23 protein-coding genes and 2 tRNA genes are annotated in these 25,668 nt (G+C 70.3%); 6 read left to right on the top strand and 19 right to left on the bottom strand.

Features of this window, described 5'->3' with window-relative positions; all coding sequences use genetic code 11:
* Window positions 1-19: 19 nt before the first annotated feature.
* Window positions 20-1,150, top strand: a complete 1,131-nt coding sequence (locus ABD134_RS06430; RefSeq protein ID WP_344227889.1) for an FUSC family protein — start codon at window positions 20-22, stop codon at window positions 1,148-1,150.
* Window positions 1,151-1,154: 4 nt separating this feature from the next.
* Here the strand turns inward: ABD134_RS06430 and ABD134_RS06425 are convergent, their stop codons facing one another.
* The 3 genes from ABD134_RS06425 to ABD134_RS06415 all read right to left on the bottom strand — a co-directional run bounded on the left by ABD134_RS06425 (window position 1,155) and on the right by ABD134_RS06415 (window position 3,891).
* Window positions 1,155-2,078 carry a DUF6707 family protein gene (locus ABD134_RS06425; RefSeq protein ID WP_344227887.1) on the bottom strand — a complete coding sequence of 308 codons (924 nt, stop codon included), beginning with the start codon at window positions 2,076-2,078 and terminating at the stop codon, window positions 1,155-1,157.
* 3 nt (window positions 2,079-2,081) lie between these two features.
* The gene (locus ABD134_RS06420; protein ID WP_344227885.1) at window positions 2,082-2,621 is read right to left on the bottom strand and encodes an NUDIX hydrolase family protein; all 540 of its coding nucleotides are present in this window, start codon (window positions 2,619-2,621) and stop codon (window positions 2,082-2,084) included.
* Between the two features lie 73 nt (window positions 2,622-2,694).
* A complete protein-coding gene (locus tag ABD134_RS06415; RefSeq protein WP_344227883.1) occupies window positions 2,695-3,891 on the bottom strand; it encodes an NADH:flavin oxidoreductase/NADH oxidase in 1,197 nt (398 codons plus the stop codon).
* A gap of 48 nt (window positions 3,892-3,939) precedes the next feature.
* Between ABD134_RS06415 and ABD134_RS06410 the strand changes: the two genes are divergently transcribed.
* On the top strand, window positions 3,940-4,248 hold the full coding sequence (locus ABD134_RS06410; RefSeq protein WP_344227882.1) for a hypothetical protein: 309 nt from the start codon (window positions 3,940-3,942) through the stop codon (window positions 4,246-4,248).
* Here ABD134_RS06410 and ABD134_RS06405 read toward each other — a convergent pair.
* The 10 genes from ABD134_RS06405 to ABD134_RS06360 all read right to left on the bottom strand — a co-directional run bounded on the left by ABD134_RS06405 (window position 4,245) and on the right by ABD134_RS06360 (window position 17,456).
* Complete coding sequence (locus tag ABD134_RS06405; RefSeq protein WP_344227881.1) at window positions 4,245-6,032, bottom strand: hypothetical protein; 1,788 nt, start codon at window positions 6,030-6,032, stop codon at window positions 4,245-4,247. The two genes, ABD134_RS06410 and ABD134_RS06405, sit on opposite strands and share 4 nt — an antisense overlap.
* Window positions 6,029-6,640, bottom strand: a complete 612-nt coding sequence (locus tag ABD134_RS06400) for a DedA family protein (protein WP_344230757.1) — start codon at window positions 6,638-6,640, stop codon at window positions 6,029-6,031. The genes ABD134_RS06405 and ABD134_RS06400 overlap by 4 nt, the downstream gene beginning before the upstream one ends.
* Window positions 6,641-6,645: 5 nt before the next feature.
* On the bottom strand, window positions 6,646-7,665 hold the full coding sequence (locus ABD134_RS06395) for a pseudouridine synthase (protein WP_344227879.1): 1,020 nt from the start codon (window positions 7,663-7,665) through the stop codon (window positions 6,646-6,648).
* 55 nt (window positions 7,666-7,720) lie between these two features.
* Window positions 7,721-8,911 carry a glucose-1-phosphate adenylyltransferase family protein gene (locus ABD134_RS06390; RefSeq protein WP_344227877.1) on the bottom strand — a complete coding sequence of 397 codons (1,191 nt, stop codon included), beginning with the start codon at window positions 8,909-8,911 and terminating at the stop codon, window positions 7,721-7,723.
* Window positions 8,912-8,953: 42 nt separating this feature from the next.
* Complete coding sequence (locus ABD134_RS06385; protein ID WP_344227875.1) at window positions 8,954-9,868, bottom strand: DNA-formamidopyrimidine glycosylase family protein; 915 nt, start codon at window positions 9,866-9,868, stop codon at window positions 8,954-8,956.
* 3 nt (window positions 9,869-9,871) lie between these two features.
* A complete protein-coding gene (locus ABD134_RS06380) occupies window positions 9,872-10,363 on the bottom strand; it encodes a VOC family protein (protein WP_344227873.1) in 492 nt (163 codons plus the stop codon).
* On the bottom strand, window positions 10,360-15,405 hold the full coding sequence (locus tag ABD134_RS06375; protein WP_344227871.1) for an ATP-dependent helicase: 5,046 nt from the start codon (window positions 15,403-15,405) through the stop codon (window positions 10,360-10,362). Before ABD134_RS06375 ends, ABD134_RS06380 begins: the two co-directional genes overlap by 4 nt.
* Before the next feature lie 137 nt (window positions 15,406-15,542).
* Window positions 15,543-15,812, bottom strand: a complete 270-nt coding sequence (locus ABD134_RS06370; RefSeq protein WP_344227870.1) for a hypothetical protein — start codon at window positions 15,810-15,812, stop codon at window positions 15,543-15,545.
* A 234-nt stretch (window positions 15,813-16,046) separates the two neighbouring features.
* On the bottom strand, window positions 16,047-16,505 hold the full coding sequence (locus ABD134_RS06365) for a 23S rRNA (pseudouridine(1915)-N(3))-methyltransferase RlmH (protein WP_344227868.1): 459 nt from the start codon (window positions 16,503-16,505) through the stop codon (window positions 16,047-16,049).
* Between the two features lie 12 nt (window positions 16,506-16,517).
* The gene (locus tag ABD134_RS06360; RefSeq protein ID WP_344227866.1) at window positions 16,518-17,456 is read right to left on the bottom strand and encodes a LysR family transcriptional regulator; all 939 of its coding nucleotides are present in this window, start codon (window positions 17,454-17,456) and stop codon (window positions 16,518-16,520) included.
* Between the two features lie 121 nt (window positions 17,457-17,577).
* Here ABD134_RS06360 and ABD134_RS06355 point away from each other — a divergent pair, with 121 nt between their 5' ends.
* Complete coding sequence (locus ABD134_RS06355; RefSeq protein ID WP_344227864.1) at window positions 17,578-18,939, top strand: aminomethyl transferase family protein; 1,362 nt, start codon at window positions 17,578-17,580, stop codon at window positions 18,937-18,939.
* Here the strand turns inward: ABD134_RS06355 and sufU are convergent.
* From sufU to tadA, 4 genes are all read right to left on the bottom strand, one after another.
* Window positions 18,936-19,394, bottom strand: coding sequence for a Fe-S cluster assembly sulfur transfer protein SufU (gene sufU, locus ABD134_RS06350; RefSeq protein ID WP_344227863.1), 459 nt, complete (start codon window positions 19,392-19,394; stop codon window positions 18,936-18,938). The two genes, ABD134_RS06355 and sufU, sit on opposite strands and share 4 nt — an antisense overlap.
* Window positions 19,391-20,692 carry a cysteine desulfurase gene (locus ABD134_RS06345; protein ID WP_344227861.1) on the bottom strand — a complete coding sequence of 434 codons (1,302 nt, stop codon included), beginning with the start codon at window positions 20,690-20,692 and terminating at the stop codon, window positions 19,391-19,393. Before ABD134_RS06345 ends, sufU begins: the two co-directional genes overlap by 4 nt.
* A gap of 149 nt (window positions 20,693-20,841) precedes the next feature.
* Window positions 20,842-20,931, bottom strand: a tRNA-Ser gene (locus ABD134_RS06340).
* A 64-nt stretch (window positions 20,932-20,995) separates the two neighbouring features.
* Entirely contained in the window at window positions 20,996-21,472 is a 477-nt protein-coding gene (gene tadA, locus ABD134_RS06335; RefSeq protein WP_344227859.1) for a tRNA adenosine(34) deaminase TadA, read from the bottom strand.
* Between the two features lie 91 nt (window positions 21,473-21,563).
* Between tadA and upp the strand changes: the two genes are divergently transcribed.
* The 3 genes from upp to ABD134_RS06320 all read left to right on the top strand — a co-directional run bounded on the left by upp (window position 21,564) and on the right by ABD134_RS06320 (window position 24,015).
* Complete coding sequence (gene upp / locus ABD134_RS06330) at window positions 21,564-22,199, top strand: uracil phosphoribosyltransferase (RefSeq protein ID WP_344227857.1); 636 nt, start codon at window positions 21,564-21,566, stop codon at window positions 22,197-22,199.
* A gap of 397 nt (window positions 22,200-22,596) precedes the next feature.
* Complete coding sequence (locus ABD134_RS06325) at window positions 22,597-23,433, top strand: winged helix-turn-helix domain-containing protein (protein WP_344227855.1); 837 nt, start codon at window positions 22,597-22,599, stop codon at window positions 23,431-23,433.
* Between the two features lie 27 nt (window positions 23,434-23,460).
* A complete protein-coding gene (locus tag ABD134_RS06320; protein ID WP_344227854.1) occupies window positions 23,461-24,015 on the top strand; it encodes a SixA phosphatase family protein in 555 nt (184 codons plus the stop codon).
* A 16-nt stretch (window positions 24,016-24,031) separates the two neighbouring features.
* On the opposite strand, the gene ABD134_RS06315 is transcribed toward ABD134_RS06320, so the two are convergent.
* Together ABD134_RS06315 and ABD134_RS06310 are read right to left on the bottom strand one after the other, a co-directional pair.
* Entirely contained in the window at window positions 24,032-25,222 is a 1,191-nt protein-coding gene (locus tag ABD134_RS06315) for an AI-2E family transporter (RefSeq protein ID WP_344227853.1), read from the bottom strand.
* Window positions 25,223-25,462: 240 nt separating this feature from the next.
* A tRNA-Arg gene (locus ABD134_RS06310) sits at window positions 25,463-25,539 on the bottom strand.
* Between the last annotated feature and the right edge of the window lie 129 nt (window positions 25,540-25,668).

The raw sequence follows: 25,668 nt of genomic DNA, 5'->3' as shown, positions 1-25,668 counted from the left end.
CAGGAGAATGAGGCGAACGGTGGAAGACAGCACGGACGAGGCCAGGGGCCGAGCGAGGCCCCGGCTCGCGGATATCAACCCCATTCCCTCGTTCTTCACCATGGCACCCGCCCACCGGGACCACGAGGTCGCCGTTCGCTGCGGCATCACCGTGCTCGTCCCACTGCTGACCCTGCTGCTGATCGACCGGATCGACCTGGCGGTCTTCGCCTCCTTCGGCGCCTTCACCGGGATCTACGGCCGGAACCTGGCACACGGGGCCCGGCTGCAGATGCAGGCCCGGGCGGGTTCCCTCATGGCCGTGGTGCTGCTGCTGGCCACCCTGGCCGGACGCAACGGTTTCTCCGGTTCCGAACAGCCCTGGGCCCTCGTGGGGCTGACCACCCTCGTGGCCGGGGCCTGCGCCGTCGCGGCCGCCTACTGGAACCTGCGCCCATCCGGATCCCTGTTCCACATCTTCGCCTTCGCGGCGGTGTCCTCCGTGCCGTTCCAGCCGCCCCTGGGCGAGGCGATGCTGACCGCGGTGCTGACTATCGCGTTCGCGTTGCTGGTCGGCATCTCCTCCCGGGTGCTGCCCCGGAACCGGCACCGCATCGAACGGCCCGCTGGTGAACCGACGACCGGTCGGCACCGCCTAGTCTGGTCCGAGGCGGCCTGGTACGTGGTGGCCGCCGGGGTGGCCGGTTCGCTGGCGACGGCTCTGGGTCCGGTGCTGGGGATCGAGCACAACTACTGGGCCATGGTCGCCGCCGTGGTCCCACTCGTCGGCCACTCCACGCGATACCGCGTGAACCGCGGCCTGCAGCGCATCCTGGGCACGTTCCTGGGCCTGCTGGTCCTCGCCGGGGTGCTGTGGATCCACCCGCCACTGTGGGCCATCGTGTTGATCATCGCCCTGCTGCAGTGCGCCGCCGAGCTCTACATCGCCCGTCAGTACATCCTGGCGCAGATCGCCGTCACTCCGCTGGCCCTGCTCTCCACCGTCCTGGCCATGAGCGCCTCCACCACCGCCGTGGACACCACTGGGTTGATCTACGACCGCTTCGTCGAGACGGTGATCGGCGCCCTCGTGGGCATGGCCTGCGTCCTGACGCCCTGGGCCTGGCGAAAGTGGGTGCTCCACTCCGAACACCCGTCCCGGATCGGCTGAGGCGTCAGTCCTCCGGGGCAGTCTCGGCGATCCGGTTCGCCAGGGCGCGCAACGCCGCAACCTCGCGGCGCACGCGCCGGTCCAGCTCCTCTTCCGTGAACGTCTCCGAGCCGCCGCGGGCCCGCAGGTACATCAGCGTGGCCAGCCGGGACTCGCGCCACTCGCGTTCGCCGATCGGATCGCCGTTCGCCTCGGCGCGCAGCACCTCCCGGTCGTAGAGGTTCGGCTCGTTCATCTGCCGCTGACGGATCTCGGCGGCCCGCTGGGCGCGGATGGGATCCTCTTCATCCTGGTCCGGCTCGGCCAGGCGCGCTCCGGCCGCCCGGCCCTCCGCCACCTCACCGCGGTGGAAGTGGATGTTGGCGGCCAGGGCCAGGGAAGACTCGATGGACTTCCAGCGCCCCATCGCCCCGTCATAGGGCAATTGGGTCAGCAGGGTCGTCAGCCGCAGGGCGCCGTCGGAGTCATCCAGGTCGATGAACAGGTGCCGGGCCAACGTGTCGATGTCCTCGAGCTGGGCACCCGAGCGCAGGTTGATGCCCCGGGACAGTTTCGAGGCCACGGCCAGCACGTGCTGGTTGTCCGGGTGCAGCTGGGCGACCTCCACGACCGTGGCCTCCGGGCTGCCCTCCTCCGCGGGGGAGAGGTCCGTGCTGACGTCCAGGGCCGGTGTCGGCCGGTGCGTGCGCACGCGGATCGTGGAGCCGTAGGCGATCCGCACCTCGCGGCCGTCGGACAGGGTGGCGACCACGAGGGCCGGGGTGCCGAAATCGTCACGGGCGGTGCGGATCTGGGCCACGGGGGTCGACGGCTCACCCTGCCGGGTCAGGAACCGGTCGCCGGGCCCGACTTGCTGGGCCTTGACGGAGCGCAGGTAGTCTCCTGCGGCGTCGTGCCTTGCGGAGTTCTGGGGGTTCGGGGCTGTCATGGCTCAGCGCCCCCAGCCCACGTGGGCGAGCGCCTGACGCACCAGGTTCCCGCGCCCACCGATGAACTCTGACTGGATCGCCTCACTGACCGCCTCCTCCGGTGTCAGCCAGGACAGCTCGAGGGCATCGCCGCGAGGCTGGCACTCGCCCGTCACGGGGACCAGGTACGCCAGGGCCACGGCATGCTGGCGGTCGTCCGTCAACCCGGTCTCAGAAGGGCTCGGGAGGTACTCGGCCACCGTGAACGGGGTGATAGACGGCGGCAGCTGGGGAAGGGCGAGCGGGCCGAGATCCTTCTCCAGATGGCGCATGAGGGCGGCACGCACGGTCTCCCGGTACTGCACCCGGCCGGAGACCAGGGTGCGGCGAAGATGGCCGTCACCGTCGGCCAGGTACAGCAGCCCGATCTCCGACACGTATCCGAGGGGGTCCAGGCGGACCGGCAGGGCCTCCACGTAGACCATGGGCAGGCGGCGGCGGGCCTCGTACAGTTCCTCTTCTGACAGCCACCCGGGATTCGGGTCGGGGGTGCGAACGCTCATGACCTCAGTTCTACCCGAGTCCGGTGCACCGGTCACGCCGACGGTCCGTGGAGGGGACAGACGGGGAGACGGGTCAGCCCGCCACGCCAGCGGCTTCCCGCTGGCGCACTGGGGTGGACAGCCGGCCCCAGGAACCGCGGTGATAGGCAGGGGCCAGCAGCTGCCGCCACCGTTCGTCACCGAGCGACTGGGCGGCCTCCACGGGCCAATTGGGGTGGACCAGGGCGGCCCGGCCGATGTCCACGGCATCCGCCCGGCCTTCGGCGAGCACGGACTCGGCAAGCTCGGGATCGGTGATCGCCCCGACGGCTGAGACGAACAGACGGCGGGAGGCACCGTCGTCGGACACCGGCATGCCCTGCCCCGCGCCCAGGGCGAGGTCCGCAGTGCCGGCGCGGACGGCGTCGGCCAGCGGTACCTGGTAGGCAGGACCCTTGGGGCCCTGGTAGACGTCCCCGATGCCGCCGGAGGAGACATCCACCCAGTCCAGGCCCAGGCCTGTGAGCTCGCGGACGAGGCGGACGGTGTCCTGCTCGCCCCAGCTGTCCTCGAGCCAGTCGGAACCGGAGAGCCGGATGCCGAGGATCTTCTCCGCCGGCCACACCCCGCGGACCTCCTCGACGATCCGCCGGGCCAGGCGGGTGCGGTTCTCGTAGGAGCCGCCCCACTCATCGGTCCGGCGGTTGGTGACAGGGGACAGGAACTGGTGGATGAGGTAGCCATGGGCGCCGTGGATCTGCACGGCGTCGAACCCGGCCTCGTCAGCGCGTCGGGCGGACGCGGCGAAGGCCTCGATGACCTGCTCGATCTCGGCACCGCTCAACTCCCTGGTGGGGCCGACGGCGGAGACGGCCGGGACTCCGGAGGGGGAGACGGTCTCCCAGCCGCCCTCGTCCAGCGGAATGGCTTCATCCGGGTAGCCGGGGTGAGCGGGCCAGGTGGAGGCCTTGGAGCCCGCGTGGGCCAGCTGGATGGCCGGGACGGCACCCTGGGAACGGATGAAGTCGACGATCGGGGCCCAGGCATCCCGCTGGGCGTCGTTCCACAGGCCGGTGTCCTGATCCGAGATTCGCCCCTCGGGGACCACCGAGGAGGCCTCGGCCACCACCATTCCGAAGCCACCGGAGGCGCGGGCACCCAGGTGCGCCAGATGCCAGGGCCCGGGGACGCCGTCCTTGGCGGTGACGCTGTACTGGCACATGGGCGGCAGGATCAGCCGGTTGCGCAGGGTGAGGCCGGACACAGTGATGGGATCGAAGAGAAGACTCATGTCAGGCACAACCACGAGGTGGTTCCGGAGTATTCCTAGACTGTCCCCATGCCGTCCTTCCGCGCCCGACTCCAAATCGGTGACCTGCTGCCCGGCCACGCCCCCGAAGAGGTGATGGACCGGGCCGAGACGGCCCTGGCCGCGACCCACAACGTGGAGGCCAAGGACCTGGAGGTCGTGGCACGCATGCCGCGCATCGTCCTGCGGTTCACGGTTCCCGACTCCACCTGGGACTCGGAGAACAGCGCCGCCCTGGCCGCGGCCGGCCGGATGCGCGAAGGTGTCCGGGACGTGGCCACGACCGGTCGACTGGACGTGCTCCGCCGGGATCGCGGCCGGTGGGCGCCGGTCGACTAGAACTCGTCGACCTCGTGGCCCAGGGCGGCCCGGTGCTCGGCGTGGTTGATCCGATAGCGACGGTTCTCGGTGGCCAACAGCACCATGAAGAGACCCATGGCGGCCACGATGGCGACCCAGACGGAGGTCATGGACCCCACGAGTCGGGGCACCAGGATCGCGGCGAGGCCCCAGGAGAGGCCGAGGGCGATGCTGATGCGGCCGCGCTCGGTCATGGACATCATGGCCGTGCCCCAGACCACCACCACCAGGGTGAGTACGGCCCAGACCGGTCCGGGGATCCAGAGCAGATTGATGCCGAGGGCCTGCAGCCAGATGGACGCGTTCGTGGCGGCGAAGATCAGGGCCCATCCTGTGAACAGCCCGATCATGCCGTCCGTGATGGCCCGCTCCACGCGGTTTCTGGCGGTGTAGAGGTTCAGCTGGTGGACGCTGTCCACCAGGAGATAGCCCAGGGCCAGCCAGACGACCAGCTCGACGCCGAGCATGACCCCGGTTCGGGCGAGGACGAACCAGGCCACTGTGGCCACCAGGGCCGCTGCCACCCGCCAGCCCGTGGCGCGTTGCCGGTCCGCGGAGGCCTGGCTCGGCAACCACTGGTGCACCGTGTAGATGCCCAGGGCCACCCACAGCACCGGCCAGATGACCTGGTGCCAGAAGGCCATGGACAGCATGGAGAAGCTGCCGGCGAACCGTCCTTGATGCAGGTCGTGCAGCCAGGGCCCGGTGTCGTCCTCGCCCAGGAAGCCGAGGCCGTAGACGCCGCCGAGCACGAACACCAGGTAGGCCACGGTCACGGTGACCCGGCGGAGCAGGTCCAGAGGGGTCGGTGCCGGGTCCGGTTCCCGGGAGGGCAGGTTGTAGGGCGGGATGTAGCCGCGCGGCGCCGGCTCTGGCCCGGCGGCGGTGGCCGCCGGCCGGGTCCGGCGGACCGTGGAGGCTTCGATGGCCTGGGCCTTCTCCACGATCCGGTCACGGTGACGCCATTCCGGCAAGGAGGCCCGGGCCCGTTCCAGCAGCTGGGCATCGGTCAGGTTCTCGCCGCGCTCCTCGAGCATGGCGCGCCGCTCCGCCGGGGGAACCCAGTCGGTCCCATCGGACTCGCGGGCCGCGACCTGCAGGGCCCAGGTCTCACGTTCGCGCTGGCGGGCCAGCCATTCCTCGTGTTCCTGGCGTTCCATCTCCCGCCGCAGGGCCTCTTCCTCGGCGCGCTGGAGTTCCAGCATCCGTTCCCGCTCGAGGCGGGCCTCCTCTTCGGCTTGGCGTCGGGCCTCGAGTTCGGCCTCCTCGGCGGCGAGCCGTTCGGCCTCGATCCGGTCCGCCTCCGCCTGCTCGGCGGCGCGCCGGCGCTCGAGCTCCGCCTGCCGTTCGGCCTCGGCGCGTTCGGCGGCGGCCTTCCGCTCCGCCTCGGCCTTCTCCTCGGCGCGGCGCTGACGTTCCGTTTCACGGTGGGCCTTCTGCCGTTCGTAGGCGGCCTTCATGGTGGTCGGAGACTCGTAGATGGACTGGGAGACCTTGTCCCAGTCGGGCTCGCCGAGGGAGTCGAGCCAGTCGTTGAAGGATTCGAGGGGGCCCTGGGTCTCGTGGGTGTTGGCGTGCCGCAGGCGCGGCTGGTCCGCGGCGGGCTGCCGAGAGGATTCCGTGGCACTTCCGGCACTTCCGGCACTGTCGGGGACGCGATCGGGGCGTGATCCGTCACCCGCTCCGGTGGCCGGACCGGACGACTTCTCCGCCGCGGCCTTCATGCGTTCCAGCGCAGCAGAGGACGACGACTCAGCGTTCACCCATCACCTCTCCCCGAGCGCCGCCGGATGGCGACGATCCCCGCAATGATCAACCCTGCAAGGGTACCCAATCCCATGCCCACCACGGCGCTGGCCCAGAACGGCAGGCCTGTCGCGCTGCCGGTGAACCAGCCGAGCCCCACCATGTAGACGGACCAGGCGGCAGAACCGACGCCTGACAGGGCGAGGAACGGACCCCAGGGGATGCCGGCGATCCCGGAGGCGGCCATGGATGCCGTCCGGCCACCCGACACGAAGCGCAACACGAACAGGGAGGCATACCCCGGTGCCGGACCGGCCTTCTCCAGCAGTCTCAAGATGCCGCGGTGGATGCGCTGGCCCCACGAGGCTCGGTCGAGCAGCCCGGTCAGCTGAAACCGGAACAGGGCGTACAGACCGATGTCCCCCGCCCAGCACCCCAGCCACGCCGCCAGAACGGAGGGGACCAGCGCCACGCTGCCCAACTGGGACATGGCCCCCGAGCCGATGACGAACAGCTCGCTCGGCACGGGAGGCACCGGCGCATCGATGGCCACCAGGACTGCGGTCAGCAGGTGGAACCACCCGCCCAGCGACTCGACCCAGGCAGTGTCCAGGCCCGGCTGCATGTCAGTCACGCACCCGGCTCCGGACGTTCGGCCAGCGCCAGCCGGGAGCTGAACTGCCGTGGGGCACCGGTCAGTGGATCCGTGAATCCGATCGTCTGGGCCAGCAGCTGCAGCGGCCGGTCATAGTCGTCCGGGGCGGCGTCGAGCAGGACCGGATAGAAGGGATCGTTGAGGATGCCCAGCCCGAGGGCGGCCAGGTGCACGCGCAGCTGATGGGTGCGGCCGGTGCGCGGGTGCAGACGGAGATGAGCGACGCCGGCGCCCGCCCAGGCGCCCGCAGAGATTCCCGCTCGGATGAACTCGATCCGGGTCTGAGCATTGGCCCCCACGGTCGGCCGGTTCGTCTTCCGGCCCGGTCGGGTGGCCTGGCCCAGGCAGCGGCCCGACTCCCGGGAGCCGTAGTCCAGCGTGCGGGCGGTGAGCACACCCTTCACCTTGTCCATCCGGTTGCGGTAGGTCAGCGGGAACCGGCCTGCCGCGCCGCCGTCGGGAAGGGACGAGACGGCCTCGTAGACCTTCCAGATCTGGCGCCGTTCGAAGAGCACCTGGTAGGCGCCCCGCGTGTCCGGGTTGGTGGAGAACATCACCACGCCCGCCGTCGCCCGGTCGAGGCGGTGCATGGGCACCAGGTGGTCCAGCCCGAGCTGGTTGCGCAACCTCACCAGAGCCGATTCCTGGACGAAGCGTCCACCCGGCGTGGTGGGCAGGAAATGCGGCTTGTCCGCCACCAGCACGTGTTCGTCCTGATGGAGCACCGTGATGGGGAAGGGGATGGGCGCCTCCTGCGGAACACTGCGGTAGTACCAGACGAAGTCGTGGGCGCCCAGGGGAGTGTGCTCGGTGACCGTGGTGCCGTCGGCGGCGCGGACCTCGCCGGTGCGGAAGCGTTCGACGATCCCCACCGGGTCCACATGGCCCCACCGGTGGAGCACGTAGTCCAGGATGGTGTCCCAACCGCTGGCCGGGACGGTGAGGCGGGTGGCGTTCACGCCGTCACGGACGGGCAGGGGCGGTTGCTGGGACACGGCCCCAGTCTTCCAGACCGCGGAGCCGCGGATGGACGGCGGCTCGGGCGGAAGCTCAGGCCCCGGTGGTCTCGTCCGCGCTGGCGGGCCCGCGGTCGGCCGGCACGAGGACGGTGATGTTGCCGGGGCCGGGTTTTGTCCGGCCGGAGCGTCCGCCGAGGATCTCCGCGCCGACGTCCGCGACGACCGACTCCAACTCGGCTCCCGCGGGGACCACGCAGTCCCCGAGCAGGACCGACCGGGACACCCGGGCGCCGGCCTCCACCACCACGCCGGGACCGACGATGCTGTGCTCGATCTCGCCCCTGATCCGGCAGCCGGCCGCCACGAAGGAGGCGGACACCGTGGCCCGAGTGTCGATCCAGGCCGGAGGGGCATGCTTCGGATTGGTGATCAGGGGCCAGCCGGGCCGGTCCAGGTCCAGGCCGGTGCCGTCCAGCAGTTCCATGTGCGCCGCGAAGTAGGCCTCCACGGTGCCGACATCCCGCCAGTACCCGTCCAGCCGGTAGGCGTGGGTGCTCCGGTGCTCCACGAAGTGCGGAACGATCGACTCCCCGTAGTCGCCCAGGGAGTCCCCGTCCGCATCCCCCCGCTCCGCCGTGAGCCGGCGGGTCACCTCCCCGAGGGCGGCGACGTCGTAGATGAAGATCTCCGTGGCCACCAGGTTGCCGTCCGGATCCTCGGGCTTGTGGTCGTAGCGGGTGACCGTGTGGTCCGCGTCCACCTGCACCACCCCGAAGCGGGAGGGGTCCTCGTCCGTCTGCGTGGTCACCACGGTCAGCTCGGAGTTCCGGGCGCGGTGCTGCTCCAGCGCGGGCCGCAGGTCGAACTGGTACAGGTGGTCGGCGCTGACCACCACCACGGTGTCCGCGCCGAAGGACTCCAGCAGCGGCACCTGCTGGTGCAGGGCGTGCCCGTTGCCGGCGGCGAAGCCCTCCTCGGTGCGTCCCTCGGCCGGGGGCAGCAGACGCAGGCCGTGACGGGTGCCGTCCAGGTCCCAGGGCCGGCCACCGGCGAGGTGCTGGTTGAGGGTGAAGGGCCGGTACTGCTCCACGATCCACACATCCCTCAGACCCGAGTTGGCCAGGTTGGACAGGACCACGTCGATGAGCCGGTACTGGCCGGCCACCGGGACGGCCGGTTTGGACCGGGCATCAGTCAGTGGGGACAGCCGGCTGCCCTGGCCTCCGGCCAGGACGAGGGCCACGGTGGAATGGGCGCGGTCCTGCGGAAAGGGATCGGCCATCTCAGCCTCCTTGCGGATCGGACGTGCCACGGCCCGCAACGGTCACCGCTGGCACTGCCTGCACCAGTACAGGGTACGTTCCACGGTCTCGTCTCCGAGAGACCCGACCGTGACCGGCCCGCCACAGCGCAGGCAGCCCTCGCGTTGGCGGCCGTAGACCCAATACGGCGGTGTGTTCCGCCGTTCGGGCCGGGGGCTGGGGAGGGTGACGCGCACGCCGTAGGGGACACGGTCGTCGGGCATCACGCTCGTGGTGGTGCGCCGTGGTGCCGGACGGCCGGGCGGGGCCGGCACCGTGTTGGCACGCATCAGGCCCCGGATCAGGTCCACCAGGCCCGGCAGGTCGGGGACGGAGGAGACCGGCCGGTGCGGATCCAGTCCGGCCAGCAGGAGGGCCTCGCAGCGGTAGATGTTGCCGACGCCGGAGACCAGCCGTTGGTCCAGCAGAGCCAGTCCGATGGGCCGCTCCGGGTCCACGAGCAGTCGCCGAACCGCCTCGGCCCTCAGCTCGCCGGCGCGGTCCGGATCCGCCCACTCCGGGTCCAACAAGTCGGGACCGAGGAAGCCCAGCCGGTCCGGGACCTCAGCGGTCGGCAGGACCTCGAGCAGGCCCAGCTGGAATCCGACCACCTGGTGACGAACCGTCTCCAGCACGCACCGGGCCTGCCAGCCGGGGTGGCGCCAGCGCGGCGTGATCGGGGATCCGTTGCTGTCCACCCGGGAGTACGTCTCCCAGCGGCCCTCCATCTTGAGGTGGGAGAGCACGGTCAGCCCCTCGGCAGCACCGACCTCGAGCAGCAGGTACTTGGCGCGGGGGCGGACCGACCGCACTGTCCGCCCGCTGAGGTCCGCGGTGGCCAGGCGGGGGACGCGGAAGTCGGTGCGGAGCAGTTCCTGGCCTGCCAGCACCGGCCGCAGCCGGTCGGCGAGCCGGACCAGGGAATCACCTTCGGGCATGGATCAGGCGCAGTTGAGCTGCCAGGTGACACCCCAGCGGTCGGCGACCCAGGCGAAGCGGCGGGAGAAGCCGTAGCCGTCGGCCGGCATCAGGGCGTGGCCGCCCTCCGAGGAGAGCTCACCGGCCAGGGCATCGACCGCGTCGAGTTCGGCCTGGGGGTCCGGCCCACCGGCGGGCAGATCCAGGAAGATGCTGATCGACGGTGTGAAGCCGAATTGATGTCCCGGGGGAGAGTCGAAGACCCGGAACGGCGTGCCGGCCACCGTGAACTCGCCGGCAGCCACGGTGCCGACCAGATCCGGGTTGCCGGCAGCCTCCGGGGACTCGGCCGTCCGGCGCTCCAGCCGGGTCACCGCGGTCCCGGAGAGGTAGGGGGCCAGGGTCTCCACGTAGAAGGTCATGGCCTGACCGCCCTGGCCTTCGAACATCAGGAAGGTGGTGGCCGCCGGGGTGGTCGGGGTGGCGGGGGATCCGGTCTGAGGTGTCTCGCTCATGACCTAAACCTAAGCCCCGACGGTGCGGAGTAGAACCCCGCCTCGGCCAGCGCCGTGGCCAGCGGGGTGCCGGTGAGGGGCAGGCCGTTGACCTTCTCCAGCGACATCTTCTCCACCCGCGCCGTCCGCAGGGCCCACGCCAGCGCGGTGGCCATCGCGCCGAGCGCCGAGGGCTCGTCGGAGAACAGCAGCAGGGTGCGCCCGCCCCGTTCCACGTACAGGGCCAGCTCGCCGGCCACGAGGACGACGACGGCGCCCGCCTTCCGCCCGGGACGTTGCCCCGTCGGCCGCACCCCGTCCGGGCCGGCGGGCACCTCCGGCCAGGGCAGGGCGGCGCCGTAGGGGTTGGCGGGGTCGGTGGCCGCCAGCGCGATGGCCGGCGGCGCGGACTCCGCGCGGTCACCCTGCCAGAGGGACGGTGCCCCGGCGTGCTGGGGGGCCGGCACATCCTGCTGGGCGAATCCGCGCAGCCGGTCCACGGTGGCCCCCGTGGAGAACTGGGCCGCGCCCAGGTGCTCCACGTAGTAGCCGCGGCGGACCTGACCGGCCTCCTCCATGCGGGTCAGCAGCCGGTATTGCGTGGCGAAGCCGCCGGGGACGTCCTCCGCCATCACGGAACCGCGGGTGATGACGCCATAGCGGTCCAGCAGATACTCGGCGGTGGCGTGCGCCCGGAGGGTCGGATCGGTCAAGGGCTCCGGCAGCAGAGACCAGCGGCCAGCGGCCCGGGCCATCTCCATCGGCCCGAGGTCAGCGGGCAGGCCGCCGGCCGGGCGCGCCAGGGCGTCGGTCCGTCCCGCGTCGGCGCCGAGGCTGCCGGAGGCCTCCTGGAGTCGTGTCAACCGGGACAGCCTCGCGCTGCGGCCGGGCCGCGCCGGCCGGGCCCGGGGCGACCGCGACCTGGACTTGTGCGCGGTGCGGCCCTGCCCCAGTAGCCCGCGGATCGGGGCGAAGGTGTCGTTGCCCACGAGTCCGGCCCAGACCAGGTCCCAGAGGGCGCGGAGGAGGTCACCGGAGGAGACCCGCGGCGTCGGCGCATCGGGCGCGTCGGGCGTGGCCGCTGCCGCAGCGAGGACGGTGCGCGCCCGCTCGGCGAGCTGGCCGAAGAACCAGGCCCCGCCGCCGTCGAGCACGTCCAGCAGGGCCCGGTGCACGGGATCGAGCTCGAGACCCTCGGCCCGGACCAGGGACAGGTCCGCGGACTCGGCGCTGTGGAAGGCGAGCCAGCCGTCGTTGCCACTGGCGGCGGCCGTGCCGGACCAGAGGAACTCACCACTGGCCAGCAATTCGTCCAGGAGGGCCGGTGTGTAGTCGCGGACGCGGGAGGGCAGGACGTGGCTCTCCCACCCGCTGGCGGGCACGGGGACGCCGGAGAGCTGGTCGAGCACGGCGACCACCCCGTCGATCCCGGACAGCGTGGCCGGTGACCCGCCGCCACGGTGCGGGGACAGGTGCTGCCAGTCGGCGAGGAACCGGGCATAGGCGGCCTGTTCGACCGGTTCCACTTCCGCCCGCAGCGCCGCCAGGGACCGCCGCCGGATGCGCCGCAGCACCTCGACCTCGCACCATTCGGTCTCGTGCGGGCCGGTGGGCCGGGAACCGTCCCCGTCAGCGCCGTGGCCGGCCGCCGGGCGGAATTGCCCCTCGGTCACGCGATGTTCGGCGGCGAGGCGCTGCAGGACCTGGAGCACGACGGCGGCGCCCAGCCCCAGCGTCCCCCCTGCCTCGGCGGCGGTGAAGGGCCCGTGGGTACGCGCGTAGCGGGAGACGAGGTCGCCGAGCGGATCCTCGACGGGCTCGATGAAGGCCAGGGGAAGGCCTAGGGGCAGGGCCACGCCGAGGGCGTCGCGCAACCGGGCCGCGTCCTCCACGGCGGCATACCGGGTCTCGCCGTTGATCCTGACCTTCAGGGCCCGGTTCGCGGTGACGAGCTGATCCAGCAAGCCGATCGCCGCGTCGGTCCCCTCGTCCCTGGTCTCTTCAACGTTGGTCTCTGCGGGGTGCAAACGGGCGGCGGCGCCCTCGGCGGTCAGGGGGCCGAGCAGACGGAGGAGGTCCGCGAGTCCCTCGGCGCCCTTGACCCGGCGGTCCGGGGAGAGCCGTTGCAGGTCCGCCTCCACCGTGGCCATGACGTCCGGGTCCAGCAGGTCCCGGAGTTCGGCCCGTCCCAGCAACTCATTGAGCAGGCCGGGGTCTAGGGAGAGGGCGGCGGCCCGGCGCTCGGCCAGGGGGGAGTCGCCCTCGTAGATGAACTGGGCCACGTAGCCGAACAGCAGCGACTGGGCGAAGGGCGAGGGGGTCTGGGTGGTGGTCTCCACCAGCCGCAGCGACTTCGTCTCGATCCGGGTGGCGAGGTCCTTGAGGGCCGGGAGGTCGTAGATGTCCTGCAGGCATTCGCGGACGGTCTCGAGGATGATCGGAAACTGCGGGTACTTCCGCGCGACCTCCAGGAGCTGTGCCGATCGTTGGCGCTGCTGCCACAGGGGGGTGCGTTTGCCGGGATCCCGGCGGGGGAGGAGCAGCGCCCGGGCGGCGTTCTCCCGGAACCGGGCGGCGAACAGCGCCGAACCGCCCACCTCCGCGGTGACGAGTTCCTCGAGTTCCTCCGCCGTGAAGAGGAACAGGTCCGCTCCGGGGGGCTCGTCCTCCATCATCGGCACCCGCAGCACGATGCCGTCGTCGGCGGCCATCGCCGAGCCGTCCATCCCGTACCGGGCCTGCAGCCGGGCGCCGACGGCCAGCGCCCACGGCGCGTGCACCGGCATCCCGAAGGGGGAGTGCAGCACCACGCGCCAGTCCCCGAGCTCGTCGTGGAACCGCTCCACCACGAGAGTCTTCTCCGTGGGCAGCTGTCCGGTGGCCTCGCGCTGTTCGGTCAGATAGGCGGTCAGGTTGTCCTGGGCCCACTCGTCCAGTCCGGCCGCTGCGAGCCGCTCGGACATCGGCTTCCCGGCCCCGATCTCGCGGCGGAAGGCCCCGACCGCCTCACCGAGCTCGGCGGGACGGCCCTCGGCATCGCCCCGCCAGAAGGGAAGGCGTCCCGGCTGCCCGAAGGCGGGGATCACGAGGACCCGGTCATGGGTGATGTCCTGGATCTGCCAGCTCGTGGCGCCGAGGACGATCACGTCTCCCACCCGGGACTCGTAGACCATCTCCTCGTCGAGCTCGCCCACCCGGCGTCCGCCCGTGCGGGCAGTGCCGGCCGAGGCCTTCGCGCCGCCAGCGGTGACGGCGTCGCCCGCTTTCTGGTCCTCAGTGCCGGCGAGGAAGACGCCGAAGAGGCCGCGGTCCGGGATGGTCCCGCCTGAGGTGACCGCCAGCCACTGCGAGCCGTTGCGGCCGGACAGGGTGCCGGCCTCCCGGTCCCAGACCACCCGCGGGCGCAGCTCGGCGAACTCGTCGGAGGGGTAGCGGCCGGAGAGCAGGTCGAGCACCGACTCGAACGCGGAATGCGGCAGGGTCGCGAAGGGCGCGGAGCGACGGAGCAGGTCAAACCAGGCCTCGACATCGAGCTCGTCCAAGGCACAGGCGGCCACGGTCTGCTGGGCGAGGATGTCCAGCGGATTGGCCGGAATGGACATCGACTCGATCCGGCCGGCGAGCATGCGCTCGACCACCACGGTGGTGTCCACCAGGTCCCCGCGGTGCTTGGGGAAGAACCAGCCGGAGGACGTCTCGCCGACCTGGTGGCCGGCGCGGCCCACGCGCTGCAGCCCGGAGGCCACCGACGGCGGCGACTCGACCTGGATGACCAGGTCCACCGCGCCCATGTCGATGCCGAGCTCCAGCGAACTGGTGGCGACCACGCAGCGCAGCTGACCGGACTTCAGCGCATCCTCGATGAGGGCGCGCTGCTCCTTGGACACTGAACCGTGGTGAGCGCGGGCAAACTCGGTGCCGGTTCCCTGGGAGGCATGGCCGGCGGACTGACCCGCACCGCCCATCGCCTGGGCCGGGGAACCGGGCCGGCCGGCGTCGGGCGTCTCCGGGGCCGGCTCCGTGGACTGACGTTCCTCCCAGATCTCGTTGAGGCGGCCGGTGAGCCGCTCGGCGAGCCGGCGGGAGTTGGCGAAGACGATGGTGGAGCGGTTCGCCTCCACCAGGTCGACGATCCGCTCCTCCACGTGCGGCCAGATCGAGGCGTTCGCCTGCAGTCCGGACCCCGGTCCCAGATCGTGCGCGGAGGGAGCCGAGGGCAGCTCGGTCATGTCCGGCACCGGGACGGTGACGTGCACGTCCCAGGACTTGGTGGAGGCCGGGGCCACGACGCGCACCGGCTGGACGCCGCCGAGGAAGCGAGCGACCTCCTCCTTCGGCTCCACCGTGGCCGAAAGCCCGATCCGCTGGGCGGGCTGCGCCAGCAGAGCGTCGAGTCGTTCGAGGGAGACCGCGAGGTGGGCGCCCCGCTTGGTCCCGGCCACGGCATGCACCTCGTCCACGATCACCGTCTGAACCCCGGCCAGGGTGGACCGCGCCTGAGAGGTCAGCATGAGGTAGAGCGACTCCGGGGTGGTGATCAGGATGTCCGGGGGATGGCTGGCCAGCTGCCGGCGCTCGCGGGCGGGGGTGTCCCCGGACCGCACGCCCACGCGGACCTCCGGTGCGGCCTCGCCGAGGCGCTTGGCCGTCTGCGTGATGCCGATGAGCGGGGCCCGCAGGTTGCGCTCGACATCCACGCCGAGGGCTTTGAGCGGGGAGATGTAGAGGACGCGGGTCTGATTCTTGGTCTTCTTCTCGGTGTTCTGAGCGGCCGCGCCCCGTCCCGACGCCGGCCGGTCACCCGCTGCAGGCGCCGCGCCCGCCGCGGGGGCGCGGAGGAACCCGTCGAGGGCCCAGAGGAACGCGGAGAGCGTCTTACCCGAGCCGGTGGGCGCGACGACGAGGGCGTGCTGACCGGAGGAGATGGCATCCCAGGCCCCGAGCTGGGCGGTGGTCGGCGCGGCGAAGGCCCCCTCGAACCACTCGCGGGTGGCAGGGGTGAAGCGGGCAAGCACCTCGTCCGCGGCGGGGTCCGCGGCGTCGGTGCGGGAGTCTCGGGCCATCGCGGCCATGCTACTCCCGGGGCCGGACGCGTCAGCGCGCCGATTCCGGCTCACCGATGCCCGTGCACCACAGGGCCTCGACATCGTGTGTCGCCACGTCGAGGCCCTGTGGTGGTTACCGGTCGGCTTCGGGCAGGTCAGCCCTTCCCGGCCGCGGTGGTGCCGAACATGAGGGTACGGCGGTCGATGTCGTAATAGACGGTTTCGGATGTCGTCAGGATGTCCTGCAGGACATCCGCGTCGTCGGCGTCGAGGGTGAGGATCTCCTCCCACGCCCCCTGGTCGAGCACCAACTGGAGGGTCCAGGTACCCGGCTGGCCGGGTTCAGCGGCCACCCAGGTGAACTGGTAGTGGCTCAGCTGGCGTACTCTCACACTGTCATCGGTCACTGGTTGCTGAGGCTTCATGGCCTGCTCTTTTCCTGAAGGTGAGGGTCTTTGCGCACCGCGCCGCCCTCTTCACGGCTACGGTCCGGCGCATCCCTCGGGAGGCCCAAGGTAGTCGCGGGGAAATCCGCTGGCGAGGTCTCGGCCGCGATGATTTGCTGGGGCAGGTCTCATCCGGACCCGAGGGCGCGCTCCGTGGGCCTCATCGGGCATCTCGCCGATGACCGTCCTGGACACGGCCGGTGGTCGGATTCGTCACACGTGGTGGTAGGGCCGGCCGCCGGCGATCTCCTGCGCCCGGTAGAGCTGTTCGGCCACGATCAGACGGACGAGCTGGTGCGGGAAGACGAGCTGGGACAGCGACCAGACCGTGTTGGCCCGCGTGTGCACGGAGCCGTCCACACCGTAGGCGCCGCCGATGACGAGGGTGACGCTCTGGCCGGCGTCGAACCGGCCCTGCAGGTGGCGGGACAAGCCGGGGGAGTCGAGGTGGGTGCCGCGTTCGTCGAGCAACAACAGGTGGTCACGCTCGCCGACCTTGGCCAGGATGCGGGCCGATTCCTCCTCGCGGGCGGCGTCGCCCTTGCGGGAGGAGTGGGGGAGCAGCTGCCAGGTGATGTCGAAGGGCTTCTTGAGCCGCTTGACGTAGCGGTCGATGCCGTCGGCCACCCAGGATTCGTGCTTCTTGCCGATGGCCAGGACCTTCACGCTCATAGGACCATCCTGTCAGGATCTCGAGTCGAGGGGCTTCCGCGCCCCGATGGAGGAGAACTCGCCCGGGTCGCCGCGCAGGGCGTGCAGCACAGTGCCGTGGAACCAATCGAGGGCCGCGGTGTGCTGACTGGTGGTTCGCTTCAGCAGGGAGATCTCGACTCCCGGGAGCTCGAAGGGCAGGTCTCGCAGGACCACGGGCCACGTCTCCGCCCAGCCGCGGGCAATTGATGCCGGGACGGTGGCGATCAGGTGGTTCGGCGCCGACAACAACGGCGGCAGCGAGGCGAAATGACGCACGGAGACCGCCGGATGGACCGGTGCGCCGAGCCGCCGGAGCGCCGCGTCCAGAGCTGGCCGGCCGGAATCCCCGGCCACCACCGCATGATCGGTTTTCAGGTAGTCCTCCAGTGTGAGAGGCGGGGCTGCCAGCGGATGGTCCTCGCCCATGAGCACGGCATAGCGCTCCGATTTCAGCACCTGGTGTTCGAAGGCCCCGGAGATCGGCAGCGACGTCACGGCCAGGTCCACTGTCCCCCGGGTCAACCAATCGGGTAGTTGCTCCAGGTCCAGCGAGATCACATCGATCCCGATACCCGGGGCCGCGGCCCGGACAGCGGCGAACAGTGCCGGGAAATAGCCGATCTCGCCCAACTCGGACATGGCCACGGTGAAGCGGCGGTCCGAGCTCGCCGGGTTGAAGGAGTGGACCGCGTCCAGGGCCCGGTCGATGGTCATCAGGGCATCCCGGAAGGCGGGGTAGATTGCGTGGGCGGCCGCGGTGGGCTCCATGCTCCGGCCCGCCCGGTGGAACAGCGGGTCATCCCATTGACGCCGCATGCGCGTCAGGGCCTGGCTCACGGCGGGCTGGGTGACGTACAGCCGGACTGCGGCCGCGGTGAGGCTCCGCGATTCGTACACGGCCACGAAGGTCCGCAAGAGGTTCAGGTCCAAGGTTCGGCGACTCAATCTGCGAGATCGGTGGATAAGCAATTCTTATGCTTATCCAGCAGAACTATACGTAGGCTGGCAGTGACATCGCCACCCGAGCACCACCGCTACTTCAGGAGTCCCCATGTCCCAGCATCCCGAATCCCTGGCCGCCGTCATCGCCCGCGCCGGCTCGCCCGTCGAGTACCTGCGCCACGCCCCGTCGAAGCCCACCGTCTTCCCCGTGCAGCCGGAGTTCACGAACTGGCGTTCAGAGCAGCAGTCCTGGCGCACTTCCGTGGCCCTGCTGGACCAGTCCCACCACATGACGGACCTCTTCATCGCCGGACCGGACGCGCTGAGGCTGCTCTCCGACGTGGGCGTCAACAGCTTTGCGAAGTTCGCCCCGAACAAGGCCAAGCAGTTCATCGCCGTCAACCATGAGGGCTACCTGATCGGCGATGCCATCCTGTTCTACCTGGAGGAGGACTCCTTCGACCTGGTCGGCTGGCACATGGTGCTGGACTGGGTGCAGTACCACGGGGAGACCGGCGGCTACGACGTCACCTTTGAGCGGGACGCCAGCTCCGCCGTCCGCCAGGGAGACCCGAAGCAGTACCGCTTCGAGGTCCAGGGCCCCCGGGCTCTCGAACTCATGGAGAAGGCCACGGGTGCCGCGGTCCCGGAGACCAAGTTCTTCGGCATGGCCACCTTCGAGATCGACGGCGTCCAGGTCCGCTCGCTGCGTCATGGCATGGCGGGACAGCCGGGCTTCGAGCTCTTCGGTCCGTGGGCCGACGGTGAGCGGGTCCGGTCCGCCCTTCTGGCCGCCGGGGAAGGGCTGGACCTGGTGCAGGTCGGCTCGAAGGCCTACTCCTCCTCCAACCTGGAGTCCGCCTGGGTGCCGTCCCCGTTCCCGGCGATCTTCAGCGGCGAGGGCACCGAGGCCTACCGCGAGTGGTTGCCGGCCAGTCGTGCCGGGTCCCTGGCGGGCAGCTTCGACTCCGCGGCGGTGGAGGACTACTACCTGACGCCGTATGACCTCGGCTACGGACGAAGCGTGTCCTTCGACCATGAGTTCATCGGCCGGACCGCCCTGGAGCGGCACGCGGCCGGACAGAAGCGGCAGAAGGTGACCCTGGTCTGGAGGCCGGAGGATGTGGCCGCCGCGATCCAGACGCAGTTCGAACCGGGGGTCCCGGCGAAGTACATCGACTTCCCCAAGGCCCGCTACGGCCAGTACCAGGTGGATCGCGTCCTGGTGGACGGCCAGGACGTCGGGATCTCGCACGACGCCGGCTATCTCACCAACGAGCAGGCGTTCGTCTCGCTGGCCAGCATCGAGAACGACTCCGCCACCCCTGGAACCGAGGTCACCGTCGTGTGGGGCGAGACGACGCCCTCGGCCAAGCCCTCCGTGGAGAACCACCGTCAGGTACGGATCCGGGCCACCGTGGAACCGGCCCCGTACTCCGCCTTCGCCCGGGAGAACTACCGCAAGAACTAGCGAGTCTCGGCCTCCACGAGGGCGTGCTCGGCGGCGACCCAGCCGAGCATGGCGCACTTCACCCGGGCCACGTAGCGGGAGACCCCGCCGAGGGCCACTGCGTCGCCGAGCAGTTCCTCGTCCGGGGCGATCTTGCCGCGGGACTGCATCGCGGTGCGGAAGGCGTCGATGCGGTGGCGCAGGTCCTCCACCGTCAGTCCCTCGGCGAGCTCGGTCAGCAGGGAGGCCGAGGCCTGCGAGATCGCGCAGCCATGCCCCTCCCAGCGGATCCGCTGGACCACCCGGTCGGCTCCTTCGCCGCTCAGGTGCACCTCGAGGGTGATCTCATCGCCGCAGGTCGGATTGAGCTGGTGCGACTGGCCGGCCGCACCGCCCAGCAGGCCGACGCCGTAGGGGTTCTTCGAGTAGTCGAGGATGACCTGCTGGTACAGGTTCTGCAGTTCGGACGAGCTCACGCCTTCACTCCAAAGAAGCTCGCGGTGGCGGCCACCCCGTGCAGGAAGCGGTCCACCTCCTCGGTGGTGTTGTAGAGGTAGGTGCTGGCACGGGTGGAGGCCGTGATCCCGAGCCGCCGGTGCAGGGGCTGGGCGCAATGGTGGCCCACGCGGATGGCGATGCCCTGATCGTCCAGGAACTGGCCGACGTCGTGGGCATGCACCCCGGCGAGGTCGAAGCTGGCCGCGCCAACGCGCGGTCCGGGCGCGGACCCACCCAGCACCGTCACACCGGGGATCTCGGAGAGCCCGGCCAGCAGACGTGCGCCGAGCTCGTCCTCGTGGGCGGCGATGCGCTCCATGCCGATGCCCTTCAGGTACTCCACGGCGGCGGCCAGGGCGATGGCCTGCGAGACCTTCTGGGTACCGGCCTCGAAGCGCTGGGGTGGCGGCAGGTATTCCGCCGCCTCCATGGTGACCGTGGTGATCATGGAGCCGCCCGTGAGGAACGGGGGCATGGAGGCCAGTAGCTCGCGGCGGCCGTAGAGGGCGCCGATGCCCGTGGGGGCCAGCATTTTGTGACCGGAGAACGCGGCGAAGTCCACATCGAGTGACTTCAGGTCCACGGGCAGGTGTGGGACGGACTGGCAGGCGTCCAGCACCACGAACGCCCCGACGGCGCGGGCCTGGGCCACGAGGTCCTCCACCGGGTTGATGAGCCCCAGGACGTTGGAGACGTGGGTGAACGCCAGCAGACGGGTGCGTGCGGTGATGACCTCGTCCGTCGCGTCCATCCGCAGGGCGCCGTCGTCGCCCACCGGGATGTAGCGCAGCGTGGCGCCGGTGCGGAACGCGAGCTCCTGCCAGGGGATGAGGTTGGCGTGGTGCTCCATCTCCGTCACCACGATCTCGTCCCCGACGCCCAGCCGGAAACGTTCGGCGGCAGCGCCACCGCGGCCCACGCTGGCATTGGAGAACGCATAGGCCACCAGGTTCAGGGCCTCGGTGGCGTTGGAGGTCCAGACGATCTCGTCCTCCTCGGCACCCACGAAGTCGGCGACCGTGGCCCGGGCGTCCTCGAAGAGCACCGTGGCCTCGGCCGCCAGGGTGTGGGCGCCGCGGTGGACCGCGGCGTTGAGGTTCTCGTAGTAGTGCCGCTCGGCATCCAGCACGGCCCGCGGCTTCTGCGACGTGGCGCCCGAGTCCAGATAGGCCAGCGGTCGGCCGTTCACCTCGGTGGCCAGAAGCGGGAAGTCCTCCCGCCAGAGATCGATCTCGGCCGCCGTCGGGGCGTGGTTCGTCTCGGAGGTTCCGGTCATCTGCGCTGCCTTTCGCCGGGGTCTTCTGCCACATGCACCACTGGCATAGCACCGGGGGGCATTGATTTGTTCCTTGTGTTCCGCCTCGGTCCGGAAAGGCGAGAAGGCCTCCACCTCCCGGGATCCCGGGCCGTGGAGGCCTTCTCAACTGGCGGTGACGGTGGGATTTGAACCCACGGTAGGGGTGAACCTACACAACATTTCGAGTGTTGCACCTTCGGCCGCTCGGACACGTCACCAGACCGCACCACTGTACCGGAGGGGGCCAGCCCGGCCCAAACCACTCAGGTCGGCCCGCTCCGCTCACCGGCGGTGCTCCCGGAAGAAGTCAGTCAGGAGCCCCGCGCACTCGGCCTCGCGCACCCCGCCGAACACCTCGACCCAGTGGTTCAGCCGGGGTTCGCGCACCACGTCGAACACGGATCCGCACGCTCCCGCCTTGGGGTCCCAGGCGCCGAACACCACGCGCGGGATGCGCGCCAGCACCAGGGCCCCGGCGCACATGGCGCACGGTTCCAGGGTGACCACCAGCGTGCAGTCCGCCAGCCGCCAGCCGTCCCCGTCACCTGCCTCACGACGCGCGGACGCGGCCTCGCGCAGTGCGAGCACCTCGGCATGGGCGGTGGGGTCCCCGGTCGCCTCGCGCTCGTTGCGTCCAGTCCCGAGGATGGTCCCGTCCGAGCCCACGACGACGGCACCGATCGGCACGTCGGAGGTCTGCAGTGCGGCGCGGGCCTGGTCCAGGGCCGCACCCATCCACGTGTGGTGCGAGGTGTGCATGGGGCGACCTTAGCCTTCCCATGGTCTTTCGGGCCGGATCGGCGGCTCGGCGGCCGATGGCGGAGCCCATGCGCCCGGTAGGGTTGTGCCCATGCGCGTACAGCTCGTGGAACATCCGCTCGTCAGCCACAAATTGACCGTTCTCCGCAAGAAGGAGACGCCGTCGATGATCTTCCGGCAGCTGACGGAGGAGCTCGTCATGCTGTTGGCCTATGAGGCCACCCGGGATGTGAAGGTCCAGCCCGTGGAGATCGAGACGCCGGTGGCGAGGATGACGGGCGTCGCGTTGGCCAAGCCGACCCCGCTGGTGGTGCCCATCCTGCGGGCGGGGCTGGGCATGCTCGAGGGCATGGTGCGGATGGCCCCCTCGGCCGAGGTGGGATTCCTGGGCATGGCCCGGAACGAGGAGACTCTGGACATCGTCACGTACGCGGAACGGCTGCCGGCAGACCTGACGAATCGCCACGTCTTCCTGTTGGACCCCATGCTGGCCACCGGGGGCACGCTGGTGGAGGCGGTGAGGTTCATGTATGCCCGCAATGCGCAGCGGGTGACCTGCATCTGCCTACTGGGTGCGCCGGAGGGTATCTCCCGGTTGGAGCGCGAATTGGCAGAGGTGGAGGTGGACATCTACCTGGCCGCGATCGACGAGCGCCTGGACGAGCAGTCCTACATCGTCCCCGGGCTGGGCGATGCCGGCGACCGTCTCTACGGCCTGGCGGAGTAAGTCCGCGGCCGCGGACTGGGGCTCTCGGGCCGGCATCCGGTGCAGTAACAAAAGTGCGAACCCAGGAGGTTCGCAGTAAGTTGACCCCAAAGTGCCGGAATGGGTGTTTCACAACCGGGAATGGGTGTGACCTTGCTCACGAACTGGTGCTTTTGTCTCACATAGTGAGACCCCCGTCCCATTGTTACTTGCAAGGAACGAATGTGACGGCCGAGTGTTGTCATATGAACTTCCGCGACTCGGCGGCCCCTTCGGGGGCGACGACTGTTCGGCGATGGTGCCGGCTGTCTGGCCGGGCCGGCTCCTGGTTGGAGTGTCTGCAGCGAGGAACGGCCGCGATCCGGCCTGACTCGCAGCCCTCACGCCGAACAGGACACTGACGCAAGGATTCATCGACATGACAACCAGTCCCCAGGGATACGTCCACATCTCGGTCCGCAACGCCCAGCGCCGCGCGGCACGGGTCCGCAGTTACCGTGAGCACGGCGGCACCTATGGGACACCGGCCAGCCGGCCGCTCCACTCGGTCCAGAATGTCGCGGAGCACGCTGGCGAAGCAGAGCCGCAAGCGCCCCAGACAGCGCCGATGCCGGTCCTGGCCCCCAATGGGATCCCAGGCCCCCAGGCGGTGGCCACTGAGACCGAGGCCCGTGGCTTCGTCATCTACGTGGGCATGGACGAGTCGGCCGCCTCGGCCGCCGGGACCTCGCTGACGCGGCTGGCCAACGAGCTGCGCCACTATGTCGAATCCCTGGTGCCGGGTTCCCAGTCCGCCGCGGCCGTGGCGATCGCCCCGGCCGGTGCTCCCGGATCGGACCTCGAGGTCGTCCGCCAGGTCCTCGGGGACCCGACCATTCAGCAGGGCACCCGCCCAGACCTGCTCCAGGCTCCTGCCCCGGTCTCGACTCGTCAGCCGGGCGTCCTGATCGATCTCGCCCGCCGAGAGGTGCAGCTGGACGGTGAGGGCCTGAACCTCACGTACAAGGAGTTCGAGCTGCTCAACTACCTGGTGGAGAACGGCGGGCGGACCGTGGGCCGTGATGAACTGCTCGACTCCCTGTGGAGGAACTCGGACGAGGTGCCGAACGAGCGCACCATCGACGTCCACATCCGCCGACTGCGCTCCAAGCTGGGTCGGCTCTCCGGAACGGTCCGGACTGTGCGCGGCCAGGGGTACCGCTTCTACGAGCATCCCGAAGTGGTCGTCTGGGCTGCCCCCGAATACAGCATCTGAGCCGTGACGGGAACGTAGGCTGGCCGTATGCCTGCCGACGCCCCAACGCCCGACCGTATCGACACCTCCGGTGACAAGACGCTGATCCTCCTGCGCCATGCCAAGTCGGACTGGCCGGACGGCGTGAACGATCACGACCGTCCCCTGGGTGGCCGCGGGAATCGTGAGGCACCTGCCGCCGGCCAGTGGCTGGTGGAGCAGGGGGTGTACCCGGACATGATCCTGTGCTCGGATGCCGTGCGCACCCGCCAGACCTGCACGTGGGTGTGCAGTGAGCTGGGCGAGAAGGCGCCGACCCCTTACCTGGATTCACGCCTCTATGAGGCCGACGCCACCCGTGCCCTGGCCGTCATCAATGAGACCGAGGAACAGGTGCGGACCCTGATGGTCATCGGGCACATGCCGTGGGTGCAGGACCTGGGCATGCGGATCGCTTCCGTGGACTCGGAGGAGGAAGCCGTCGTCTCCATGGCAGAGCGCTATCCCACGCTGGGTCTGCAGGTCTTCCGGATCCCGGGGGCATGGGCGACCTTGGACGGCCGTGACGCGCGGATGACGCACTTCACGGTGCCTCGCCCGTAGCTGGCGGCCCGGGACCTCAGGTCTTGGCGTCTTGGCGGGGAAGGACCACCCGGCGGATGATCAGCAGTACGGCCGCCGTCGTGGGAACCGCGATGAGGGCTCCCACCAGTCCGAGCAGCGTGCCACCCACCAGGGCGCCGATCACCACGAGGGCGCCGGGGACGGCGACGGCACGGCTCATCACCCGCGGCGTCAGCAGGTAGGCCTCTACCTGCATGTAGACCAGGTATGCGATCGCGAAGATCAGCGTTGAGGTGGGGTCCACGAACACGGCGAAGAAGCTGCCGATCACCCAGAACAGCACCGTTCCCACCAAGGGAATGATGGTGACGCAGAAGGCCGTGACGGCCATGAGGGCCGGGAAGGCCAGCCCGAGGACCACGTGCAGGATGAAGACCACCACGGCGTTGGCCAGGGCGAGGACCACCATGCCCGCGAGGAAGGCGCCCACGGACTGGGTGATCTCCTCCGTGAGGTCTTCGATCCCCGGCCGGTTCCGGGCGGGCGCCAGGCGGTAGGGGGCCCGCTTCATCGACTGCAGCGAGGCCAGGAAGTACAGCGCGAGCACGAGGATGATCAGCGCCCCGGAGACCCCGTTGGCGATCCCCACGCCAGCCTGTAGGGCCCCGCCGCCGATCGTGGCCAGGCTGTTGGGGTCGGTGAGGAAGGACTCGATCTGGGCGGTGAGCGTGCCCAGTCCCTCTCCAAAGATGCCTTCCAGCCGGGTGTAGAGGTCGGATGTCAGGAAGTCGTCCACCATGCCGGGGATGCTGTTGACGAAGTTGGCGACCTGCTGGACCACGGTGGGCACGATCAGCCAGAGGATACCCGCGATGGTGACCAGGAACGCCAGCAGGGTGACAGTGATGCCCCACGGGCGCGGGAGGCCGCGGCGGTCCAGGAACCGGACCGCGGGTTCGAGGGCGAGGGCGAGGAACAGTGCCAGCACGATGTACACGAGCACCGTGCTCAGGGAGGTCAAGGCGGCACCGAGCAGGATGGCGGTCAGGGCCCCTAGGGTCAGGACGAAGCCGAATCCGTAGGGGTGGCCCACGGCATCCAGTGCCGCCCTCAGCTTCGAGCGCGTGCTGCCGTGGTCCTGCGACGCGCGCGGCGACGGCGACGGGGGTGGACTAGGGGGTGCGGAGGGGGAAGGGGACGGGGCGTCGGTGGACTCGTCGAGATCGCTGGGGTCGTCGGTGGCCATGGTCACCATTGTCCTTGATGCTCCGGTTACCGCTCCGCGGCGCAGGTGACCACGGAGTCCACCGCGGCGCCACACCGTTCCTGCCGAGCCACCAGAATAATCACCGTGGCTCGGCACGACCGCTGTGGTTGTGGGTACTTTGCCGGAGGAGTCGGGGTCAATGAACGCCGCGCTTGAGGCATGAAAAAACCCGGATCCGCTGTGGTCCGGGTTTGAACTGGCCTGGTGTGTCAGACCTCTTGGTGCGCCCTAAGGGATTCGAACCCCTGACCTTCTGTTCCGTAGACAGACGCTCTATCCAGCTGAGCTAAGGGCGCATCGACCGCGATCGGCCTTGAAAGACTATACCGGCCCGGTGGTCGTTCACCAAATCTCGGTTTTGGGCGGCCGAGGACGTGCGTGCGGGGCGGGTGGGCCGCCGTCGTCCGCCGGGCCGGGGTGCGTAG

Origin of the sequence: Citricoccus alkalitolerans, assembly GCF_039528175.1 — a bacterium.
GTDB lineage: Bacteria > Actinomycetota > Actinomycetes > Actinomycetales > Micrococcaceae > Citricoccus > Citricoccus alkalitolerans.
Note: the sequence above shows the minus strand (reverse complement) of the source record. Positions and strands in the feature narration are given on the sequence as shown.

Bases quoted from the DNA above. Each gene is read 5' to 3' on its own strand.
- ABD134_RS06425 (WP_344227887.1), bottom strand. From the start codon at position 2,078: ATGACAGCCCCGAACCCCCAGAACTCCGCAAGGCACGACGCCGCAGGA.
- ABD134_RS06420 (WP_344227885.1), bottom strand. From the start codon at position 2,621: ATGAGCGTTCGCACCCCCGACCCGAATCCCGGGTGGCTGTCAGAAGAG.
- ABD134_RS06415 (WP_344227883.1), bottom strand. From the start codon at position 3,891: ATGAGTCTTCTCTTCGATCCCATCACTGTGTCCGGCCTCACCCTGCGC.
- ABD134_RS06410 (WP_344227882.1), top strand. From the start codon at position 3,940: ATGCCGTCCTTCCGCGCCCGACTCCAAATCGGTGACCTGCTGCCCGGC.
- ABD134_RS06400 (WP_344230757.1), bottom strand. From the start codon at position 6,640: ATGCAGCCGGGCCTGGACACTGCCTGGGTCGAGTCGCTGGGCGGGTGG.
- ABD134_RS06390 (WP_344227877.1), bottom strand. From the start codon at position 8,911: ATGGCCGATCCCTTTCCGCAGGACCGCGCCCATTCCACCGTGGCCCTC.
- ABD134_RS06385 (WP_344227875.1), bottom strand. From the start codon at position 9,868: ATGCCCGAAGGTGATTCCCTGGTCCGGCTCGCCGACCGGCTGCGGCCG.
- ABD134_RS06380 (WP_344227873.1), bottom strand. From the start codon at position 10,363: ATGAGCGAGACACCTCAGACCGGATCCCCCGCCACCCCGACCACCCCG.
- ABD134_RS06375 (WP_344227871.1), bottom strand. From the start codon at position 15,405: ATGGCCCGAGACTCCCGCACCGACGCCGCGGACCCCGCCGCGGACGAG.
- ABD134_RS06370 (WP_344227870.1), bottom strand. From the start codon at position 15,812: ATGAAGCCTCAGCAACCAGTGACCGATGACAGTGTGAGAGTACGCCAG.
- ABD134_RS06365 (WP_344227868.1), bottom strand. From the start codon at position 16,505: ATGAGCGTGAAGGTCCTGGCCATCGGCAAGAAGCACGAATCCTGGGTG.
- ABD134_RS06355 (WP_344227864.1), top strand. From the start codon at position 17,578: ATGTCCCAGCATCCCGAATCCCTGGCCGCCGTCATCGCCCGCGCCGGC.
- ABD134_RS06345 (WP_344227861.1), bottom strand. From the start codon at position 20,692: ATGACCGGAACCTCCGAGACGAACCACGCCCCGACGGCGGCCGAGATC.
- tadA (WP_344227859.1), bottom strand. From the start codon at position 21,472: ATGCACACCTCGCACCACACGTGGATGGGTGCGGCCCTGGACCAGGCC.
- upp (WP_344227857.1), top strand. From the start codon at position 21,564: ATGCGCGTACAGCTCGTGGAACATCCGCTCGTCAGCCACAAATTGACC.
- ABD134_RS06325 (WP_344227855.1), top strand. From the start codon at position 22,597: ATGACAACCAGTCCCCAGGGATACGTCCACATCTCGGTCCGCAACGCC.
- ABD134_RS06320 (WP_344227854.1), top strand. From the start codon at position 23,461: ATGCCTGCCGACGCCCCAACGCCCGACCGTATCGACACCTCCGGTGAC.
- ABD134_RS06315 (WP_344227853.1), bottom strand. From the start codon at position 25,222: ATGGCCACCGACGACCCCAGCGATCTCGACGAGTCCACCGACGCCCCG.